The 19938-nt window shown below is 62.3% G+C and carries 16 protein-coding genes; 7 read left to right on the forward strand and 9 right to left on the reverse strand.

Annotated features, from left to right (window positions below):
• Nucleotides 1–5 precede the first annotated feature (5 nt).
• Nucleotides 6–437: a GtrA family protein gene (locus tag C7I55_RS05445; protein ID WP_158266298.1), complete on the reverse strand. Its 432-nt coding sequence runs from the start codon at nt 435–437 to the stop codon at nt 6–8.
• Nucleotides 438–671: 234 nt separating this feature from the next.
• Between C7I55_RS05445 and rfbG the strand changes: the two genes are divergently transcribed.
• The 4 genes from rfbG (at nt 672) to C7I55_RS05465 (ending at nt 5364) form a co-directional block, all read left to right on the forward strand.
• Entirely contained in the window at nt 672–1784 is a 1113-nt protein-coding gene (gene rfbG, locus C7I55_RS05450) for a CDP-glucose 4,6-dehydratase (protein WP_106511893.1), read from the forward strand.
• Nucleotides 1785–1946: 162 nt separating this feature from the next.
• Nucleotides 1947–2651 carry a hypothetical protein gene (locus tag C7I55_RS05455; protein ID WP_106511894.1) on the forward strand — a complete coding sequence of 235 codons (705 nt, stop codon included), beginning with the start codon at nt 1947–1949 and terminating at the stop codon, nt 2649–2651.
• Nucleotides 2651–4384 (forward strand): thiamine pyrophosphate-binding protein, encoded by a 1734-nt coding sequence (locus C7I55_RS05460; protein ID WP_106511895.1) that lies wholly within the window; start codon nt 2651–2653, stop codon nt 4382–4384. Before C7I55_RS05455 ends, C7I55_RS05460 begins: the two co-directional genes overlap by 1 nt.
• A gap of 11 nt (nt 4385–4395) precedes the next feature.
• The gene (locus C7I55_RS05465) at nt 4396–5364 is read left to right on the forward strand and encodes an NAD-dependent epimerase/dehydratase family protein (RefSeq protein WP_106511896.1); all 969 of its coding nucleotides are present in this window, start codon (nt 4396–4398) and stop codon (nt 5362–5364) included.
• 31 nt (nt 5365–5395) lie between these two features.
• Here C7I55_RS05465 and rfbF read toward each other — a convergent pair whose 3' ends face one another.
• The gene (gene rfbF, locus C7I55_RS05470; protein ID WP_106511897.1) at nt 5396–6166 is read right to left on the reverse strand and encodes a glucose-1-phosphate cytidylyltransferase; all 771 of its coding nucleotides are present in this window, start codon (nt 6164–6166) and stop codon (nt 5396–5398) included.
• A gap of 211 nt (nt 6167–6377) precedes the next feature.
• On the opposite strand from rfbF, the gene asnB reads away from it, so the two are divergent.
• Nucleotides 6378–8396: an asparagine synthase (glutamine-hydrolyzing) gene (asnB, locus tag C7I55_RS05475; RefSeq protein ID WP_106511898.1), complete on the forward strand. Its 2019-nt coding sequence runs from the start codon at nt 6378–6380 to the stop codon at nt 8394–8396.
• A 169-nt stretch (nt 8397–8565) separates the two neighbouring features.
• On the opposite strand, the gene C7I55_RS05480 is transcribed toward asnB, so the two are convergent.
• The gene (locus tag C7I55_RS05480; RefSeq protein ID WP_106511899.1) at nt 8566–9642 is read right to left on the reverse strand and encodes an EpsG family protein; all 1077 of its coding nucleotides are present in this window, start codon (nt 9640–9642) and stop codon (nt 8566–8568) included.
• A 142-nt stretch (nt 9643–9784) separates the two neighbouring features.
• Here C7I55_RS05480 and C7I55_RS05485 point away from each other — a divergent pair, with 142 nt between their 5' ends.
• On the forward strand, nt 9785–10924 hold the full coding sequence (locus C7I55_RS05485) for a glycosyltransferase family 4 protein (protein WP_106511900.1): 1140 nt from the start codon (nt 9785–9787) through the stop codon (nt 10922–10924).
• A 197-nt stretch (nt 10925–11121) separates the two neighbouring features.
• Here the strand turns inward: C7I55_RS05485 and C7I55_RS05490 are convergent, their stop codons facing one another.
• The 6 genes from C7I55_RS05490 to C7I55_RS05515 form a co-directional block, all read right to left on the reverse strand.
• Entirely contained in the window at nt 11122–12498 is a 1377-nt protein-coding gene (locus C7I55_RS05490) for an O-antigen ligase family protein (RefSeq protein WP_106511901.1), read from the reverse strand.
• Nucleotides 12495–13697, reverse strand: coding sequence for a hypothetical protein (locus C7I55_RS05495; RefSeq protein ID WP_146150932.1), 1203 nt, complete (start codon nt 13695–13697; stop codon nt 12495–12497). The genes C7I55_RS05490 and C7I55_RS05495 overlap by 4 nt, the downstream gene beginning before the upstream one ends.
• Before the next feature lie 16 nt (nt 13698–13713).
• The gene (locus tag C7I55_RS05500; RefSeq protein WP_106511903.1) at nt 13714–15939 is read right to left on the reverse strand and encodes a GumC family protein; all 2226 of its coding nucleotides are present in this window, start codon (nt 15937–15939) and stop codon (nt 13714–13716) included.
• 63 nt (nt 15940–16002) lie between these two features.
• A complete protein-coding gene (locus C7I55_RS05505) occupies nt 16003–16767 on the reverse strand; it encodes a polysaccharide biosynthesis/export family protein (protein WP_146150933.1) in 765 nt (254 codons plus the stop codon).
• Nucleotides 16768–16918: 151 nt separating this feature from the next.
• Nucleotides 16919–17731 carry a metallophosphoesterase family protein gene (locus C7I55_RS05510; protein WP_106511905.1) on the reverse strand — a complete coding sequence of 271 codons (813 nt, stop codon included), beginning with the start codon at nt 17729–17731 and terminating at the stop codon, nt 16919–16921.
• 212 nt (nt 17732–17943) lie between these two features.
• Entirely contained in the window at nt 17944–19380 is a 1437-nt protein-coding gene (locus C7I55_RS05515; RefSeq protein ID WP_106511906.1) for an FAD-binding oxidoreductase, read from the reverse strand.
• Nucleotides 19381–19484: 104 nt separating this feature from the next.
• Here C7I55_RS05515 and C7I55_RS05520 point away from each other — a divergent pair, with 104 nt between their 5' ends.
• The gene (locus C7I55_RS05520; RefSeq protein ID WP_146150934.1) at nt 19485–19886 is read left to right on the forward strand and encodes a hypothetical protein; all 402 of its coding nucleotides are present in this window, start codon (nt 19485–19487) and stop codon (nt 19884–19886) included.
• Nucleotides 19887–19938: the final 52 nt, after the last annotated feature.

Consider the following 19938-nt stretch of genomic DNA (forward strand, 5'->3'; position numbering starts at 1 on the left):
CCCCGTCAGTCCACGTCGACGAAAACGAACCGTCGCATTGCGAAATAGGTGAAAATCGCAAGGGGCGGTACCATCAGCGCCCCGGCGAGCAAAGGCGGCACGCTAGACCTCTCGAGAGCGCTGATGGCGGCTATGTTCATCCCCATCTGCACCACGTAAACGGCTACGAAACGAGGCAGTAGCCGTCCCGTTCGGTTTCGAAAAACCACCAAGCCTGTCGATACGAAATTGAACAGGATGCCGAGGACCGTACCGATAATCACCGCCGCGGGAGTGGGAAGTCCGATGAGGATCAATGCGGCAAAGATGCCGTATCCAACCAGGGTGTTCAGGCCTCCGACCAACAGGAAGAGCAGGAAGCGGCGCGCCTCCGGGTCGCGGATCCATGCGATCGGTCCCCGCCGGAGAAGGGCTAGGCCATGTTCGATCCTGTTCAAGGTACTTGCCCCCTGTCCATCTTGCACGTGCGAGCACCTACAGCGTTGTGCGATTCCGGCAAGCCTCCGCAACCGGCTGGCGCCGGCCGCCCGAATTTCCTAACCGGTTCCCGGGCTCATAATGGAGGGTGTTGGTGAAACCGTGTCGATCTGTCGGGAGCGCCAGCGTATGTTTTGGCTCCCGCCCCCGTATCAAGGCCGTAGGCCTCCTCTCTCTCAGCTGAGTATCACCGGATGACCGATTGGAATGGACGCCGCGTTTTCATCACCGGCCATACAGGATTCAAGGGCAGCTGGCTTTCCATGCTGCTTCAGGAACTCGGAGCTGAGGTGACCGGATACGCGCTTGCGCCCCCGACCGATCCCAGCCTGTTCGAAGCCGCCGGGCTCAGCGGGACGATGACCAGCGTGATCGCGGACGTGCGCGATTACAAAACATTGGTTGCCGCGATGCGGGACGCTCGCCCCCATGTCGTCTTCCATTTGGCGGCGCAGCCGCTTGTTCGCTACTCGTACGATCATCCGGTCGAAACCTATGGAACCAACGTTATGGGCACCGTGCACGTTCTGGAAGCAGTGCGCGCGCTTGGTACCGTCAAGGCTGTAATCGCCGTCACCAGCGACAAATGTTACGAGAACCGCGAGTGGGTCTATCCTTATCGTGAAACCGATCCGATGGGTGGCCACGATCCCTACAGCAGCAGCAAAGGATGTTCCGAACTCGTCATTGCCGCCTACCGCTCCTCCTATTTTCCGGTGGCCCGGCTCTCAGAACACGGCACCGCCGTCGCGTCCGTGCGGGCGGGGAACGTTATCGGAGGCGGTGATTGGGCTCTCGACCGTCTCGTTCCGGACCTCGTTCGTGCGTTCGAAGCCGGCGCCGATCCGATTATCCGTTCGCCCGGCGCGGTTCGCCCGTGGCAGCATGTGCTTGAGGCGCTTGTAGGTTATGTTGGGATCGCCGAGCGGCTGCTCGGCGGCGACGGGCGCTTTGCGGAGGCGTGGAACTTTGGCCCCGCTGACGAAGACGCGCGCCCAGTGGCATGGATCGTCGACAGAATGGCGCACAGTTGGGGCGTGGAAAGCGGCTGGCGAGATTGGGACGGCGAAATTCCGCACGAGGCCGGCTTGCTGAAGCTGGATTGCTCCAAGGCTCGCACCGAGCTGGGTTGGCGGCCCACCTTCACCCTGGAAAAAGCGATCGACGCGATTGTGGCTTGGCACAAGGCTGTCGGGAGCGGGCAAGACGCGCACGATGTCAGCGTCGGACAGATCCGCGCATTTTTGACGCTTCGCGATCAACGAGCGTCGTCCACGTCACGTGTAGCGGGAGCAGGATCAACCTGAACGTCCAACTCGCGGCTTCCGAACAGCTGTCGATGGGCGAGTCGGCAAGGCTCGGCATATTACATCGAGGACTTTGTGAGAAACTGAGATGAATGACTTCGGGATCGCAACACCGACCTTCTCTGCGCGCGTAGCGGCGCGAATCAAGTGGAGCATGCGCTGATGGAGCTGCAATTCCTTCTCGACTTCGATGGCGTACTCTTCAACAGCAACTATGAAGCGTACACTGTTGCGCAGAAAGCGGCCGAGGGGCGTCCCGGCTTTCGTCAGGATGTCTCGTTCAATGAGTTCGAGACCTTCCGTTCTGTGGTGACAGACGCTTGGCACTACAATCGCTTGTACAACATTGCGCGCGGCACGATCCTCCCATCGATGCTGCGGGAGATCGAACCGGAAGAGGATGATTGGGCGTTTGCCAGCGCCTTCTTCGCCGCCCGAGAGGAGATCACGAAGGATCCCGACTGGCCCAAGGTGATGCCTCCTTACGACTTCTTCTTTCTGATACGGCCGTTGCTGATCGCTTATCCCCACCGGTTTGCAATCCTCTCCACCCGCAACGTGGCCTCGATCCGCCAAGCTCTGGCGTTCCACGATGCCGATGTCATCCGTGTCTTCGGCCAAGAAGATATCCGGCGCGCGGGTTCGAAGCTGGCGGTTGCGCAGGAGCAGAACTGGCTGGAGCGCGGACGCTGGCTGATTGTTTACGTTGATGACATGAACTCGCATCTCGAACCATTCGAGGGCATGGTTCATCTCCCTCTCCACGCGAATTGGGGCTACGATCATTCCGACCTGAGCAGTCTCAGCCACCACCAGATCTTCACGATCATCTCCTCGCTCCTGACCCTCACCGAGAAGCAAAACTGATGAAATACAGCGATCAGATCGGCGCCTGGCTCAAGGCGGCCGGCTACACCCACTATTTCTATGTCGGCGGCGGCAACATCATGCACCTCACTGAAAGCCTCGATCGCTACCTCAAGGGCATCCCTGTCGTGCACGAAGTCGCGGCCGGCATCGGAGCGGAATATTTCAACGAGATCGCTGCCCCCGCGAAGGCATTGGCGTTGGTCACGGCCGGGCCTGGCCTGACCAACATTGTCACGGCCATATCCGGGGCCTGGCTGGAGGGCCGGGAATTGCTAGTGATCGGTGGGCAGGTAAAGACCACTGACCTGGCCATGCAGCAGGTCCGCTCACGCGGCATTCAAGAGATCGACGGTGCTGCGCTTGTCGAGTCGACCACCAAGCTCTCGTACCGCTTCATGGAGCCGATTCCCGCCCAAGCATTCCTGGATAAAATTTCAGTCAGCTGGGCGCCGAGGAAAGGGCCCGTCTTTCTGGAAATGCCGCTCGACGTTCAGGCCGCCCAAGTCGCGGAGAGCGCCCTTCCACCAGTCGGACCGCCGAAGCTGCCGACTGCGACCGAATCCGAAATTGATTTCACCGCCGATCTGTACCGTCGGTCCGAGCGCCCAGTGGTGTTGCTTGGCGGCGGCGTCGATTATTCGACGGTGCAGCACCTGCGAGACCGTTTCGCGGCGCTCGGGATCCCGACAATGACGACTTGGAACGGATTCGATCGCTTTGATGGCGATGATCCATTCTATCTGGGACGGCCCGACACGTGGGGGCAGCGCAGTTCAAACATCATCATCCAGAAAGCAGATTTGATACTGGCGGTGGGCACTCGATTGGGCCTTCAGCGCACGGGCTTCAACTGGCAGGAATTCGGTCGAGACGCCACTGTCGTCCAAGTCGAGATCGATGCTGCGGAACTGAACAAGGGTCACCCCCGAACGGATCATAGATACCACGCCGATCCCAATCATTTCCTCGCCGCGTTGCTCGCTACCGAGCTGCCCGCCAAGGTCGATTGGCTGGCACATGCGCGCAGGATCAGGAACCTTATTCCCCGGGTGGAACCGGTGAACCAATCGAGGCCGGAATATATCTCCCCCTACGATTTCATGGTTCGCCTTGACGATGTCACCACCCCGGAAGACTTGTTCATCCCCTGCAGCAGCGGCAGTGCCTCGACGACTGCATTGCAGATCTACAAGCAAAAGCTCGGCCAACGTATCGTCCACAATGGATCGCTCGCCTCGATGGGCTACGGCCTGAGTGGAGCGATCGGCGCGGCGGTTGCGGGTGGCGGCAGGCGAACCATCTTGATTGAAGGTGATGGCGGCTTTGCTCAGAACCTCCAGGAGCTCGGCACGGTCGCAGTAAACAAGCTCAATCTGAAGATTTTCATCTTCCATGATCAGGGCTATGCTTCGATCCGGATGACGCAGCGCAACTACTTCGACGGTAAATACCTTGGATGCGACGAAAGCTCTGGCTTGGGGCTTCCAAATTGGGCGAAGCTGTTCCCGGCCTGGGACATTCCGGTGCTTAGTCTGCCTTTGCAATTTGAGGATGATCCCGCCTTTCGGCAGTTGATGGCATTGCAAGGGCCAGCGGCATTCATCGTCCCGATCGATCCCGAGCAGACATATTTCCCGAAGATCAGCAGCCGAATCACCGCGACGGGGTCGATGGAATCCAATCCGATCGATCGGATGACCCCCGAAATCGACTACCTCGCAGATCTCTGAGCGAACCAGCAATGTCAGGGCGCTCACTTCTCCTGATCGGGGGGACGGGATTCTTCGGCAAGTCGTTCCTTGACGCCTACCGTCGAGGCTTGCTGAAAACTTGGTCCGTCGATCGGATCGATGTCGTCGCGCGGAGCGCCTCGGCGCTTCGCAGGACGCATCCCGACCTCGTCGCACCAGGGGTCGCGCTTCATGATCTCGATGTCGGGGTTGCCGAGACCTTGCCGGCGGCGGACCTGGTCATCCACGCTGCGACGACCACGGATGCTCGCCTTTACGCCCAGGATGCGAAGGGCGAGCGCGAGCGCATCTTATCAGCGATCGGGAACTATGTCCGGATCGCCGCGCGCGAGCACCGCCAAAGCAGGATCGTACTGGCGAGCTCGGGCGCCGTTTATGGCCAGCAGTCAGAGCATGTTGCTGCGCTTCGCGAGGATCATGTGCCCACGGCAACGGCAGAGATGGTTGCCACCAAGCGTGATTATGCGGAGGCCAAGCGCGCGTCGGAAGCGCTTCTTGCCACCCTCGGCGCGGCTTCCGTCCGGACCGCAGTCGCACGCTGCTTTGCCTTTGTAGGCTACCATCTTCCACGCGATCAGCATTTCGCGATCGGCAACTTCCTTGCGGACGGCCTCGCCGGCCGACCGGTGCGAGTGAATGCCCGCAAGGCGGTCGTCCGCAGCTACATGCACGCCGACGATCTTGTGGCATGGTTGATGACGATCGCTCAGGCCGCAGACTCAACCTGCCCCATCTACAATGTTGGATCCGACGAAGCGGTGACGATCGCAGACGTAGCGCGGGTCGTGGCTGAACGCTTCGGCGTCCCGGCTGAGATTCCGCCAATTACAGATGCGGCGGTCGATCGCTACGTGCCCTCTATTGCACGCGCCCGAGGCGAGCTGGGGCTTGAGCTCTCCTATGATCTCGCATCAGCCGTCGACGATATTGCCGGTCGGCTCCGCGCCGGAGCGCGCTGATCTGGTCAGCCGGCGGTTCGCCCCTGGTCGCCTACCAAACCCGCCAGGGCGCCTGCCGCTTATGCCAGAGTTCCTCGAGGAAATGCCGATCCCTTAGCGTATCCATCGGCTGCCAGAAGCCGTCGTGGAAATAGGCACGCATCTGATCCCCGGCTGCGAGTTGTTCGAGGGGCATGCGCTCCCAGACGGTCGTATCGCCCTCGATATATCTTTCCACAGAACGGGAAAGAACAAAGAACCCGCCGTTAATCCAGCCGCCTTCCTCTACCGGCTTTTCAGCGAAGGCATGGACTCGATCCCCATCGAGATCGAGTTGTCCGAAGCGGCTAAGCGGGCGCACGGCGGCTACCGTGGCTTCCTTGCCATGGCTGCGGTGGAACTCGATTTCCTTGGCGATGTCGATGTCCGCCACTCCGTCGCCGTAGGTAAGGCAGAAGGTATCGTCGTCGCCGAGATAGGGCATAGCCCGTTTCAGACGTCCCCCGGTCATCGTCTCGTCGCCCGTGTCGACGAGAGAGATCCGCCAGTCCTCTGCGGTGTTACGGTGCACCTCGGTCGTGCCCTTGCGCATGTCGATCGTAACATCCGACATGTGGAGTGCGTAATTCGCGAAATATTCCTTAATCAGGTAACCTTTATAACCCAAGCATACAATAAAGTCGTTCACGCCGAAATGCGAGTATATTTTCATGATATGCCAGATGATCGGTCGCCCGCCGATTTCCACCATCGGCTTTGGCCGTACGGCGGTTTCCTCGGCCAGGCGGGTGCCGAGACCCCCGGCAAGAATGATTGCTTTCATGATCGTCCTCTGCGCGGGCGCAGGCCCCTTTGCCCAGCGCCGATTAGGGACTGTGCGGGGGTTTATCAATCCCCGGGCCGGCGTTCCCGATCCCTTGTTGGAGCTCAACCACCTCCTTCCCATATGTGGTCGGCCCGTTTAAGGGGTGCTTTCGTCATCAATCCGGCTCCGCTCTGGATAGCAGGCGCGGACGTGCACCAGGTGGAAGAACATGTGCGGTTTGGCAGGCATCTTGGGCACCGGCGGCCGCTCTCCCCAGCTTCTCGAGGGGATGGGGGGCGCAATCGCGCATCGCGGCCCAGACGATCAGGGCCTTTGGCAGGACGAAGAGGCGGGGATCGGCCTTGCCCATCGTCGCCTCTCGATCGTCGATCTGTCACCCATGGGTCATCAGCCGATGGCGTCTGCCGACGGTCAATGGGTGATCGCCTACAATGGCGAGATCTACAATCATATGCGCCTGAGGGCGGAGCTCGACCAAGTTCGACCGATTGCCTGGCGCGGACACAGCGACACCGAGACACTCATCGAGGCGATTGCCACCTGGGGGCTGCACGACACCCTCGTCCGTGCCGTCGGCATGTTCGCCATCGCGCTCTGGGATCGGCGGACCCGGACGCTTCAGCTTGCCCGCGACCGGTTCGGGGAGAAGCCGCTCTATTACGGATGGGTCGGCAGCGACTTCGTCTTTGGCTCCGAACTCAAGGCGATCAGGAAGCATCCCGGCTTCAACAATCCGATCGACCGGAACGCTCTTCGCCTGCTGGGGGCCAGGGCCTATATTCCTGCGCCATTCTCAATCTACGAGCATCTCTACAAGCTTGAGCCGGGATGCATCCTCACCGTCGCCAACGGCGCAGCCGCTCATAGGCCCAGCGCCCCGCCCGTCGAGGGCGAGAGCGGCGGGATCAGCCTGACACGATATTGGTCCTATCGCCGAAAGGTGCTCGATGGGCTCGCCGATCCGATCGAGAGCTCCGAAGAAGCCCTTGAGCGGCTGGAGGCCACGCTGGCGGATGCCGTGGCCGGCCAGGCCGTGGCCGACGTGCCGGTCGGTGCGTTCCTGTCCGGGGGGATCGATTCTTCGACGATCGTTGCGCTTTACCAGAAGCACGCACCAGGCCGGGTGAAGACGTTCTCCATCGGCTTCGAAGACGCGGGCTTCGATGAAGCGGTTTATGCGAAGAGCGTCGCCCGACATTTCGGCACCGAGCATCATGAGCGCTACGTCAGTGCGCATGAGGCTCAGGAAGTTATCCCGTTGCTGCCGCGGATGTATGACGAGCCGTTTGCCGATTCATCGCAAATCCCAACCCATCTCGTCAGCCGGCTCGCTCGCGAGCATGTTACCGTCTCCCTTTCCGGGGACGGCGGCGACGAATTGTTCGGCGGCTACAATCGCTACATCGCGACATCGCGGCTTTGGTCGAAGTTGAAGCGCCTGCCGCGGCCCGTGCGCGGCGCGATCGGAGCTGCCCTCGCTACCGTGCCGCCATCGGGCTGGAACGGGCTTGCGGCGTTGCTTCCCTCGGGGCGGCGCCCCGCCTTCTTCGGCACGAAGGTTCACAAGCTGTTCGGGACGATGCGCGACTGCGCGAGTCTTGAGGACCTTGTCGACACGTTCCTCGACGAATGGGCAGGTAAGGCCTCCCCGGTTCTTCCGCACGGGCCACTGCCGGCGCTCGGTCGTTATGACATGACCCTGGCGGCCGACTCTCCCGATGTGACGCGTATGATGTATGCCGATGCAGTTTCCTACCTGCCCGACGACATCCTCTGCAAAGTCGACCGCGCCGGCATGGCGGTGAGCCTCGAATCGCGCATACCGTTCTTGGACCATCGGGTTGCGGAACTGGCGGCGCGGATACCCTTGTCAATGAAGATTGAGGGCGGATCGGGGAAGCAGATCCTCAAACGTTTGCTATACAAGCATGCGCCGCAGGAAATGTTCGACCGCCCAAAGGCCGGCTTCGCTGTGCCCGTCGGCGAGTGGCTCAAGGGGCCGATGCGGCCTTGGGCCGAGTCTCTGCTGGATCCGCGCGTGCTCCGGGACGGCGGCCATTTCGATCCAGCCATGGTCCAGCAACGCTGGCGTTCGCACCTCGCTGGGGAGAAGGATTCGACCCAGGCCCTCTGGACCGTCCTGATGTTCCAGAGCTGGTTGACCGACGCACAGTCCGCGGACGAGGCAGAGACGCCTTTGGTGAGCGTAGCGGCGGGCCGCCACTGAGCACGGGCGACCTTCGGGCGCTTTCATCGTTTGAACGCATAACGGCTCGGTTGACGCACAGCCGGTTGCCGAGGGTGCTCGGTCAATCGTCTGTTTCCAGCCCGCTGCGGGCCAATTGCGCCGTGGATCTCGTTAAGCCCTCCTGCGCACGTTCCTGGTGCGGTGTGCGTCAGCCCATGTCCTCGAGCGGCGCCCCTCCGATTGGATAAACCTGATAGGGGACCCAATAATAGGCATTGGCTGCGAAATTCAGCCACACGAACTGGACCGCTGCGGAATAGGCTATGATGCCCAGGACGAGGGCACCGTTTCGTTTCTCGCGACCAAAGGCGTGCGGCATGCGCGCCAGAATGGCCACTTGCAGTGGGATGAGATAGAGCGCGATACGATCGACCGCGGTGGAGGCGGAGGTCAGGACCAGCATCGCGAGCATGGCAAGTGCCGCCAAGGAGATATTGCGCCAGACCTTGGACTGCATCGCGCTGAATTCGAAGCGCTTCGAGAAGAGCAGATACACGATGGCCGGCGGAAGGTTCATGGCCACCCGGATGGCTGCGCCCTGGGATTCCATGCCTTCTTCGACATAGGCGCTCATCAACGTGTCGATCGATGCGCTGACGAATACATAGTAGAAGATGATGGCGGTGAACAGAACGAGTCCGCCGATCAACAGCCTGTTGCGTGCCGTTGCCAGGGCGATCAACGGAAGCACGACGATAGCGGATTTGTGAAACGTCGCGGCCACCAGGACCCAGAAGACGAATCGAAGGATCGAATGCTTTTCGAGACCCGCCAGGCCGAGCATGATCATCCCGATCGCGACGCCTTGGCGGGTGTAGCCCATCGCCACCACGATCACCAAATAAGGTACCGCCACGACGAAGGCGAGCCAGGGATTGTACTGGGCTCTGGCGAATTGCACGAAACCCCAGGTGAACAGGGCCGCGCATATGATGTTTACGAACCAGATCCCGATGTCGAGCTGATAGGCGATCCAGTTCAATGCCATGTAGCTTGGATCGCCAGAGCGAAGAGCGTCCCAGAACCTCAGGTAGGAAACGTCTTCGTAGATCGCGAGATAGTTGCCCCAGTCGCCGCCGACCTTGTAGCGGAAGCCGACCATGAGCGCGATGATGATCGCCGCGAAACCCAGAAGGACGCCTGCCCGCTCAGTGGCTCGCTTCTCGTTGGAATATTGAATCGCGCCCAGCGCGCAGAAGCCGAACAGCAGCCAGTATGGGAACAATGTTCGTCAACCTCCGGAAGCACGGCCTTGCAGAATCTGGCACGCGACAGATAAGGGCGCAGGCTATAGAGTGTGGCTCCGGCATCCGTCCAGAGAGCCCGCCGGCTCACTGCCGCCCATTGCGATGCGAACCTTCCGACACATGAATCAGAAAACGATCCTCATCTCGATCAACGCCGCGTGGAACATCGTGAACTTCCGATCCGGCCTCATCCGTGCCCTGCAGGCGGATGGCCATCGGATCCTTGCGCTTGCGCCGCCGGACGACTGGAGCGGGCAGCTTGCTGCTTTCGGCGTGGAATTTCACCCCCTGGAAATGGACAAGAAGGGCGTCTCTCCTGCGCGCGACGCGATGCTCCTGCTCCGATACATCGCGGCGTTGAGACGCCTGCGACCGGATGTGTTCCTGGGCTACACCGCCAAGCCGAACATCTATGGCTCGCTCGCTGCCCACGTCCTCGGCATTCCGGTGGTCAATAATGTATCTGGCCTCGGTACCGCCTTCATTCGCGGCGGCTGGCTTATGCGCCTCGTCTCGGCGCTCTACCGCCTGGCATTTCGACGATCGAAAGTGGTGTTCTTCCAGAATGAGGAGGATCAAGCTCTGTTCGTCGGCCGGAAAATCGTGTCCTCTGAGCGATCCCGCCTCTTGCCCGGATCCGGTATCGACCTCTCCAAATTTCGGCCGCAACGGCAGACCTCGGCCGGGAAGGGCTTCTCCTTTCTTCTCATCGCCCGGCTCCTGTGGGACAAGGGAGTCGGCGAATTTGTCGAAGCGGCACGAATCGTGCGGGCCAGCATCCCGGACGCTCGCTTTCAACTCCTCGGCTTTCTGGATGCCGAAAACCGCACCGCAGTCCCGCGCGCTAACGTGGATGCATGGCAAGCTGAAGGCCTCATCGACTATCTTGGTCACGCCAGCGACGTGCGGCCCTTCATCGCCCAAGCGGGCTGCGTGGTCCTCCCATCCTATCGCGAGGGCTTGCCGCGCAGTTTGCTGGAGGCCGCAGCAATGGCGCAACCGCTCATCGCCACCAACGTACCGGGGTGCCGGCAAGTCGTTGAGCATGGTGTGAACGGTTTTCTCTGCGCTCCGCGCGATCCGCAGGCACTCGCGGAGGCGATGCTGGCGATGATCCGCCTCTCCGAGGCGGACCGTGCAGCCTTCGGCGACGCCGGACGCCGCAAGGCCGAGGAACAGTTTGACGAGGCGAAGGTGGTTGACCTGTATCGCGTGGCCGTGAGGAACGCGCTCCCGTCGCCGGAAGGCGTGGCGCGCTGACCCTGACGGCGGGTCGGCCTGAAGCCCGGTCATCCGGCGATTTGCATGCGCCGAAAAGGCCGCGCCCGATGCCCGGAGCACTTCCGGCTGAAGCAGCCCGCCACGTGAATTCGGCTTCAGCATCTGACGGTGCTTGATACACTTCATGGGTGGAAGCGCGGAGCGCTTCCACCTCAGACGATCACGTGAAGGCTTCGTCAGTCGGCGGTGAGGTGCCGGGCGCGCGGCCGGTCCTCACGCGTCTCGCGCTTGTTTCTGACGCGGGGCCGCGCCTCGGCGATCAAGGCGCAGCAGATCGCGAACAATGCGCTGATCGCCGCGGTCCTAAGAGGGAATTCGACGAAACTGTGGGCGAGTATGACTCCTGCAGCGATGGTCGCGGCTCGTGCGTATTGGTCCGGTTCATCTGCACGCCAGACACGAACCACGCGCCAGGCGAACCATAGGAAAAATACCGCGATCAACAATATCCCGGCGAGACCGGTCTCGAGCGCAAGCTCCAGATAATCGTTGTGAGCATGGTTCATGTACCAGCGATCCACATTCTGCGGATCCTCGTACATCGGGTAAATCTGCGGGAACGTGCCAATCCCGCTTCCGACCGGGAAGTAGTCCTCCGCTGCCTCGATCGTCGTCGAAAATGCCGTGTATCGGGAGCTCTGTGCGCCGCGAGCGTCGTCGGACGTCAGATTGTTGCCGAGCGGGAGGCTGAGAACCAGCGTCACCGATAGCGCCAGGAGGCCGAGCACGGCTCCGCCCGCCCAGACGGGCAGCCGCCGACCCCGGAACAGCACCATCAGCCCGGTCGCTGCAACGGTCGGCACCGCAAGACCAATTCCGGCGAGAGACCGATTCACAGCGATCCCGACCACCAGCACCGCGAGAGCGCCAAGCAGCACGATCAGCAGGCTGGACCGCTTCTGGACCGAGCTGCCCTTTCGCATCGCGGAGAGATACAAGGCCGCAAGGAACGGGATGGTCGCCACCATCAGCTCGGCCATATTGTTGGTGTTGGCAAAAAATCCGGTCGCCGCATTCTTGTTGGCGATCCGGTAAAAATAGAGCTTCGAGGTCTCGCCACCGGTCAGCTGGAGTGCGCCAAGGCCGACACCGACAGCAGTGACCGCAATCAGCGACCACGCGAGCCACTTCGGTGTGAAAGCCCCCAACCGCAGCATACCGAACAGGATCGCGACTGCGGGCAAGGCCCACAATGCGGATGCGATGGTCCGAGTGGGAGCAAGCGAGATCGGCAGCCAAGGCATCGCCTGGCCGAGCATTTCGAAGCCGCGCACGATCGCGTCCCGGCCGGGCAGCGATCCCCAGATGCTGGGTGGCAGTGGGATCAGCTGCAGCAGGATCAGCAGCGTCGCTGCGGCCAACAGACCGAGCAGTTGCTTTCCCGCGGAAGCCATTGCCGTGTTGCGGTGAACCACGATGGCCCAGACGATGATCGGCACGGCGAGCAGTTGGAGCAGCATGTTCGCCCAGAAGCCACCGCCACTCGCACCGCCGAGTACGAGGCACAACACGAAATAGGCGGGAACGAGGCCGAGCCGGAGCCAGTGTTTCATGCCCCCGCCCTCGTCACCTGTACGTCACGGATGACGACATTCTGCTCCGAGGGGAACTCGGCGGAGGAGCCGGCGAGCCCAAGCCATTGCGAGACACAGCCGGAGGGCACGTCGAAATTGCCGGAGATCACACGTGGTGTGGCGTTGATTTTCGGGATTTGCAGCTCCAGCAGGATGGCTTTGGTGTCGTTGCAGCGGACCGACCAGATGAGCTTGCTGGCATCGCCGCTGACATCCCCCTCCGCCTTGAAGCGAAGTTGATACTTGCCGGGCTGAAGCAGCAGCAACTGGCTGGCCAGGTCCGTGTTCATGCGGCCATAATAAGTGACTTCAAGGCCGCCGGCGGGGGATCGTTCGGCAACTCCGGCCGCGCTGGAGGTGAGGGTCCAGTTGAACGGGGGGTAGCCGCGACGGCCTTGGAAAGCGCCGTCATAGACCGCATTGCTTGCGGATGGCGCGGCGCCCCCAAAGGCTTGCCACAACCGGTAAGCACGCATGACGTCGCCGCGCTTCACACGTTCCGCGATCAGCACATTCTGCCAGTCGCCTTGCGCCACCGTCCCGGCTCGCCCGCCTTCGCCCGCGAGGCTGAGGATGACATCCGGATCGGCCCCATTTGCTGCCAGACGGGCGAGCACGAGGCCAAGCAGCTTCGGATCGCGCATCAGGACGGTCTTCACCGTCTGTTGCTGCTGCGGATCCGCCGCCATGCGTGCGAGTTCCGGCACAAGGACCTCCCCAGCGCGGGGAACCAGGCTGTTGAGAGCGCTGATCTCGAGCGTCGCATCCGCGGTTCGCCCCGACCGCATGAAACGATCGAGGAGGAGAAGGCGCGTGAGCCGTGAGCGCGGATTACGCCGCCGCGCTTCGATGAGAAGGCGCTCGCCGCGTGCCCCCTGACCGTTGGCGATCGCATCCACGGCCGCCAGGAGGAATGGTTCTTCGGCAATCGGATAGTCGGCCAGCGCAGCCAGCGCAGCATTGCGATTGGCCGGGCTGACGCGGCCACCGCGCACCCTGAACTCAAGCAGCGAATTCGCGATCTTCACTTCCGGCTCGTCGCCCGTCAAGCGCGCGGCGGCGAGCGGGTTCGTCCGCGTGAGTTCGGCGACAGCGGCGGTCTTGCCGATTTGCCAGCACAGAAATCCGCCGACGGGCACGAGGAGCAGGAGAGCGGCAAAGCGCCCTCCCAACCTCACTCCGCCGCCTACGCGCTTACTCGGCACGTTGCGGGATCAGCTTGATCTCGCGCTCCCGGCTGCCGACGCCGCCATAGCGGTACGGCTCATAGCCATAGCCGTACCCATAGCCGTGGGCCTGGTGCCGGAACTTCGTCAGGACGGCGCCGACGATGTTTCCGCCCGAGGCCTTGAGCCGGTTCACGGCATCGATGGCAGCCTTGGTGCGCGTTTTGCCGCTCTCGATGACCAGCAAGGTGGCGCGGCAATTGGCGGACAGCAAGGGTGCGTCGGCGAGTCCGAGGACCGGGGGCCCATCGACGATCACCATGTCGTAGTTCGCGCTTGCTTCCGCGAGGATCGCCTTGAGCCGAGGCGAGGACAGCAATTCGGCCGGGTTCGGCGGAAGCGGTCCGCAGGGGAGCAGGGTAAGGCCTTCGAACTGAGTCTTCATGACGTGCTGGTTGAGCGTGTCGGTGTTGGTGAGAAGCTTCGACAGACCCTCGTTCGGCTCGACGCCGGTGACGAACGCCGGCTTTCGAAGATCGCTGTCGATCAGCAACACCGACTTGCCGAGGCGAGCAAAACCCTGAGCAAGGGCGAGCGTCGTGCTCGACTTGCCCTCGGCAGCGCGGGTGCTGGTGATCAGCAGAGTCTTGGGTGCGCCGGTGTCGGTGGTGAATTGGAGGGAGGTCCGAAGCGACGAATAGGCTTCCGCAACCGGCGAAGTCTGATCCTTGAGTTCCTCCGCAAGCGGATCGTTGCCCTTCTTTTTCGGCACGACGCCGAGTGAGGGCAGCCGAAGCTTGTCGCGGACGTCATCCGGAGTCTTGATCGTGTCGTTCAGGAATTCGAGTGCGAGCGCGGCACCGATCCCGGCGATCGCGCCGAGCGCCAGACCGACCGCCAGGTTCAGGAGGAGGTTGGGGCTATAGGGGCCGCCAGGCGGTTCGGCCCGGTCGACTACCGAAACTGAATTGGTCCCAATGCCCGCGGCAACGCCGATTTCCTTGTAGCGTTGGAGGAGAGCGTCATAAAGTGAGCGATTGGTGTCCGCTTCGCGCTGCAGGATGTTGTACTGAACCCGATCGCCACGATCAGTCATGACCGACTGCCTGAGTTGATTGACTCGCGCCTGCAGGCTTCGTTCTTCCGCGGCAGCGGCGCGGTATTCCGCGAGCAGGGTGCTGGTCTTGCCGCCGGAAACCGTGCCGCCTTCGCGTGCGATCTCCTGCCCTAGGGCTTCGATTCGCGTCCGCAGCCTCACCATGTCGGGATAATCTGGTTTGAACGACGCAAGCTTCTCCTGATACTCGGCCTGAAGCGCGGCACGGCTGGCCCGCAGTGCCGACGTGCTCTGCGTGATTTCAGACGCGTTCAGACTGTTCGCTTGCCGATAGCGTTGCTCTGCGGAGATTCGCTTTGACTGGGCGTCTGTAAGCGCTTGATTCAAAGCGACCAGCGAAGCCCCCTGAAGGGAGTTGGTGTCACTGCCACTCGACCCCTTGTCGCCGCTGCCGCCGGTGGTAATCAGCCCCTGCGCCTGGGCGTAGGCAACGAGCTTGCGCTCGCTGATTTCGAGTTCAGCTTTCTGCTTGGCAATCTGCCGCTCCAGGAACTGACGCGCATAGGACGATGCCTCGTAGCGCCGCTCGAGACTGGAGTTGATGAAAGAGTCAGCGAAGCTGTTCGTGATTTGCGCCGACAATCCCGGATTTGGAGACGTGTACGAGATTCGTACAAGCCGGCTTTGGGGGACCGGATAGACTTCGAAATGGCCCTGCAGCACTCCCGTGGCGACCTTGATTCTGGTCGTGCGATCGAGGCCTGGGGGAACGATTTGCGGATTGCTTGCGAGATTGAGATCCTGCGCCACACGCTGCGCAAGGTTGCGGCTTGCCAGCAATCCATATTGCGTGGTGAGGTAGTCCCGATCGTTCGACTGGCGTGTGCCTGTCTTGCGTTCGTCGAGAATCTCCACCGTCGGCGGATTGATCTCCAGAGTAGCCGCCGCACGGTACATCGGAGTCGTTAAGAAGGTGAGCATCACAGCCGCAGCCAGGCCGACGGCGATCGCGCCGAGGATCAGCCAGCGCCACTCGGCGAGAATTCGCCACAGCGTCCCCAGATTGATGTCGGTCGCACTCGGGGCCTTATAGCTCTGCTGCGCCCAGGGATCGGGCAGCGCGAGCTTGCCGCCGGCCTGCGGCCCCAGTGGCCAGATCGGCTGTGCGCCTGCGGGCTCGATGTCATTCTTGCTCATAAGACGAGGAGCGGCCTTTCGGATGAAGGTGTTTCGGCGAGCGCTCGTCGAAGCGCCTCTTGATTAGAATGCAAAGGAGTTGAAGAAGCCAACCACGGGCAAGGCGGTAAGGAGTTCACGTTGCGCTGCCCGCACGCTCGAACCATCGACCACTACGATGTCCCCACTGTAAACACGGGGATCTTCGACCTTGCCGCGCCTGATGTCAGTCAAATCGAAGGCAGCGGCCATCCGCTCTCCCCCGATCTGGCGGAAGATGGCGACCCGTCGCGGGTTCGCATCATCTGCAGTGCCCTTTGCACGGGCTATGACCTGGACCAGAGTGATGCGTCCGTTCACCGGATAGACCCCAGGATCTTGCACCGCTCCGTCGACAGTCACCACACGTGTGCTTGAGGAGAGGACACTCACGCTTACATCGGGTGACTGCAGATACTTTTCGCTCAGAACCTGTGTGAGCTTCGCGTCGAGCTGGTCCGTGGTGAGATCAACCGCGCGGACATTCCCGACCAGTGGCATTGCGATGTTACCGGTCAGGTCGACCTCGTATTCCGCGGAAAGATCGGCAACCTGGAAGACGTTCACCTTGAGCTTGTCGAGCGGCGAAATTCGATAATTCGCCTCAAGCGCCGCCAGCGCGGGCGAATCAGGCTCGCCGAATTCTTCCGCGCTCGGATGATAGGGCAGGTTACCACCTCGCGTGCCGGCGCAACCCGCCAGGCACGCCGTAAACAGGGCAAGGATCGCCAGCCGCCGCAGCGACGAACGGGCAATAGCATGGGCAGCGGGTGATGAGCCCGCCGTAAAGGAGTCGTCAAAGGTCGACACGGACGGTCCTGAATTTTGCAAAATTTCGATCCCCAAAATTAACGATCACTGCCCCGTGGTCAACCCGCTTTACCCGATCCTGACCACCACCGCACGGAGAATCCGTTCTCCGGCAATCAGATAGGCCGATAATGGGCGCGCTTCGGCGGGGTCAGGCGATTGCGCTTGGTCGTGCGGACGAATCGCTTCCCTCAGCCTCGTCCCGGCTGGTGGCAAGATACCAGCGCTCGTTCTCTTCGACGGCCAGCGCAGTAAGCACGCCGCTATGATAAGCGCCGGTGTCGATGGCGATCCGGTTCGGACGTTCCTCGACGCGGCTGACGATGGTATGGCCGTGCACCACCGTGAAGCCGTGTTCCTTGATGTCGCTGAGGAAGGGTTCACGGATCCAGCGCAGATCGTGGCGATCCTGCTCTTCCAGTCCCAGCCCCGGGCGGATGCCGGCATGGACGAACAGATAGTCGCCGAAGCTGAACGTGTCGGCCAGTTCCTCGAGGAAGCGGCGATGTGCCTTGGGAACCTTCGCGACCAGAAGGTCGATGGCAGCGGTCGGATGGAGCTTCCGCAGGGACTCGGCGTCAAGGCCGTAGCTCTCGGCGCACTCGGCGCCGCCGAATTTCAGCCAGCTCTGAAGCACGTCCTCGTCGCCGCGCAGCACGCGCAGCATCACTTCCTCGTGATTGCCGCCGAGGAAGATCGGACGGGCGTGATCGGGCTGCCACGCCCGAAGCCTTTCGATCACGCCGGCCGAGTCCGGACCGCGATCGACATAATCGCCAAGAAAAATGATGAAGTTCCGCGCCCGCGGCCTTGCGGCGATATCGGCTTCAATCTTTGCAAGCAGAAGCTCAAGCAGGTCGAGCCGACCATGGATGTCGCCGATGGCGTAGGCGCGCGCGCCGTCCTTGCCGCGTGGACCGGAGCGGGCGCCGAGGTTCGATTTCAGTCGTTGAAAGAATCCCATGACGGCTACTTTACTCCACAGCCCCTACCGATGAACAGCCGCGCGCCCCCACGCGCCTGTCTCCGCCTGCCCAACGCGCGGAAGCGCCGCAGGGCTCGGTGCCGCGGCGGGAAAAACCACGGCAAAGCGAGCGCTTGCCGCCGTGAACACTCCGCGGCCGGATGTCAAATCTTGGAAGTGAGACGCGCGTCGAATCGTCGCGTATCCGCGGTTCAGTTCCCGTGCACGAGCAACTTGCCCGGGTTCATGATGTTCCGAGGATCGAGCGCCGCCTTGATCGCATGCTGCACGTTCAGCCGCGTTACCGGGGCGGTGCGACGATACTCGTCGGCTTTCATTTGGCCGATGCCGTGCTCGGCCGAGATCGATCCTCCTGCCGCCGTCACCATGTCGTAGATGAAGCTTGAAACGCCAGGGCCTTCACTGGTGAGCCATGCAGCTGCATCGGTCTCGCGCGGCGCCTGCACGTTGAAGTGGACATTGCCATCGCCGAGATGACCAAAGGCAATCACGCGGGCACCGTCATGGCGCTCCGTCACCGCATGCCGCGCCGCTTCGATGAACTGCGGCATTGCAGAAACGGGGACGGAGATATCGTGCTTCAGCGCCGGCCCGTCCGCCCGCTCCGCCTCGGAGATGCTTTCGCGAAGCCGCCACAGCGCTTCGGCCTGGCTCTCGGATGCTGCCACCACCGCGTCGGTGGCAAGGCCCTGTTCGAGAGAATTGCCGAGCGCCCCGCCGAGAGACTCGGCCGCGTCGCTGGCGCCTTCCGGCGCGACCGTTTCGATGAGGACGTTCCAGGGGTGCAGCGCGACGAGCGGTGCCCGCGCTCCGGGAATATGGCGCAGCACGAGTGCAAGAGCATTTGCCGGCACCAGTTCGAAGCTCTCGATCGCCTCGCCAATCTGCCGTTCGAGATCGCGCAGCAGATCGAGCGCCACCTGGGGCGTGGGCAATCCTGCCCAGGCGACTGCGCGCGAGCCCGGCGCCGAGACCAGGCGCAGGCTGGCCGCAGTGACCACGCCGAGCGTCCCCTCGGCGCCGATCAGCAATTCGCGCAGATCGTAACCGCGATTATCCTTTCGCAATGCCGAGAGGCCCTCGTACAATGATCCGTCCGGGAGCACCGCCTCGATTCCGAGAACCAGGGATCGCATCGGGCCGAAACGCAGGACCTGCGTGCCCCCGGCATTGGTCGATACCAGCCCGCCGACCGTCGCTGAACCCTTCGCTGCCAACGAGAGCGGGAAGCGCCGCCTTGCCTGGACGGCCGCATCGTGAACGTGCGCGAGGATCACGCCCGCCTCCGCGGTCAAAACGTTGTCGCTGCTGGAGATGCTCCTGATCCGATTCATCCTTCGCAGCGACAGGATCAGCGCTCCGCCGTGGGCAGGAGGGGTCGCGCCGCCGACCATCGACGTGTTGCCGCCCTGTGGGACGATCGCGACACCCGCGGCGCCGCAGCGCGACACGATCGCCTGTACGTCGCGCGCGTTTGCGGGCGAAAGCAAGGCCGGTGACTGCCCTCGATACCGTCCGCGCCAGTCGGTGAGCCAGGGCTCGATGTCGCGCGGATCGCGGGTGAAGCCGCGCGGGCCGAGCAGAGAGTCCAGATCCTCGAGGAGGCTCTCGGAAGGCTTGCTGTTCATCTCTCGCCCCTGACGCAAAGATGGCCTGCAGGCAATGCGTCGTGCTTGCGTAACACCCCCCCCGCTGGAACAAGGGGGGCCTTGAGACTGGAAAGGAACAGACGATGAGACGGTGGGCGGCAACCGTGTTCAGAGGATTGATGCTCGCGCCGGTGCTTGCGCTTGCCGGATGCGATCAGCCGCCGGAGCAGCCCGCAGCCCCTCTCCTCGGTGCGCTGCCGGCCGAGTTGTGCGGCAAGGTGAAGGCTTCGGTGGCGCGGCTGGTCAAGACGGCGGTGATGGAGTCCGACGGGGCCGGCGGCGCCACGATCGAGGAAGCGGCGTGGATCGCGATGGGCAGGGCTGGACAGGATCGGATCGCGCAAGCTTTGGCCCTCGAGGCCGCGTGCAACGCCAACACGGCTCCGGCTACCCAGGAGGTCACGATCCGCAATGAAGGCGGCAGGACCCTGCTCAACAGAATCGTCGAGATCGCCCCCGACCAAGGTGAGATCTTCGAGGAATAAGGCGGAACGGCCACTCGTCTGACTGAACTCAGGTGGTTCTTCGAGAGTTAAC

This window comes from Allosphingosinicella deserti (genome assembly GCF_003012735.1).
Classification (GTDB): Bacteria; Pseudomonadota; Alphaproteobacteria; order Sphingomonadales; family Sphingomonadaceae; genus Allosphingosinicella; species Allosphingosinicella deserti.

What these genes read in the sequence shown, in the direction of transcription:
- C7I55_RS05490 (WP_106511901.1), bottom strand. Translation starts at nt 12,498, where the DNA reads ATGAAACACTGGCTCCGGCTCGGCCTCGTTCCCGCCTATTTCGTGTTG.
- C7I55_RS05455 (WP_106511894.1), top strand. Translation starts at nt 1,947, where the DNA reads ATGGAGCTGCAATTCCTTCTCGACTTCGATGGCGTACTCTTCAACAGC.
- C7I55_RS05485 (WP_106511900.1), top strand. Translation starts at nt 9,785, where the DNA reads ATGAATCAGAAAACGATCCTCATCTCGATCAACGCCGCGTGGAACATC.
- rfbF (WP_106511897.1), bottom strand. Translation starts at nt 6,166, where the DNA reads ATGAAAGCAATCATTCTTGCCGGGGGTCTCGGCACCCGCCTGGCCGAG.
- rfbG (WP_106511893.1), top strand. Translation starts at nt 672, where the DNA reads ATGACCGATTGGAATGGACGCCGCGTTTTCATCACCGGCCATACAGGA.
- C7I55_RS05460 (WP_106511895.1), top strand. Translation starts at nt 2,651, where the DNA reads ATGAAATACAGCGATCAGATCGGCGCCTGGCTCAAGGCGGCCGGCTAC.
- asnB (WP_106511898.1), top strand. Translation starts at nt 6,378, where the DNA reads ATGTGCGGTTTGGCAGGCATCTTGGGCACCGGCGGCCGCTCTCCCCAG.
- C7I55_RS05520 (WP_146150934.1), top strand. Translation starts at nt 19,485, where the DNA reads ATGAGACGGTGGGCGGCAACCGTGTTCAGAGGATTGATGCTCGCGCCG.
- C7I55_RS05465 (WP_106511896.1), top strand. Translation starts at nt 4,396, where the DNA reads ATGTCAGGGCGCTCACTTCTCCTGATCGGGGGGACGGGATTCTTCGGC.
- C7I55_RS05500 (WP_106511903.1), bottom strand. Translation starts at nt 15,939, where the DNA reads ATGAGCAAGAATGACATCGAGCCCGCAGGCGCACAGCCGATCTGGCCA.
- C7I55_RS05515 (WP_106511906.1), bottom strand. Translation starts at nt 19,380, where the DNA reads ATGAACAGCAAGCCTTCCGAGAGCCTCCTCGAGGATCTGGACTCTCTG.
- C7I55_RS05510 (WP_106511905.1), bottom strand. Translation starts at nt 17,731, where the DNA reads ATGGGATTCTTTCAACGACTGAAATCGAACCTCGGCGCCCGCTCCGGT.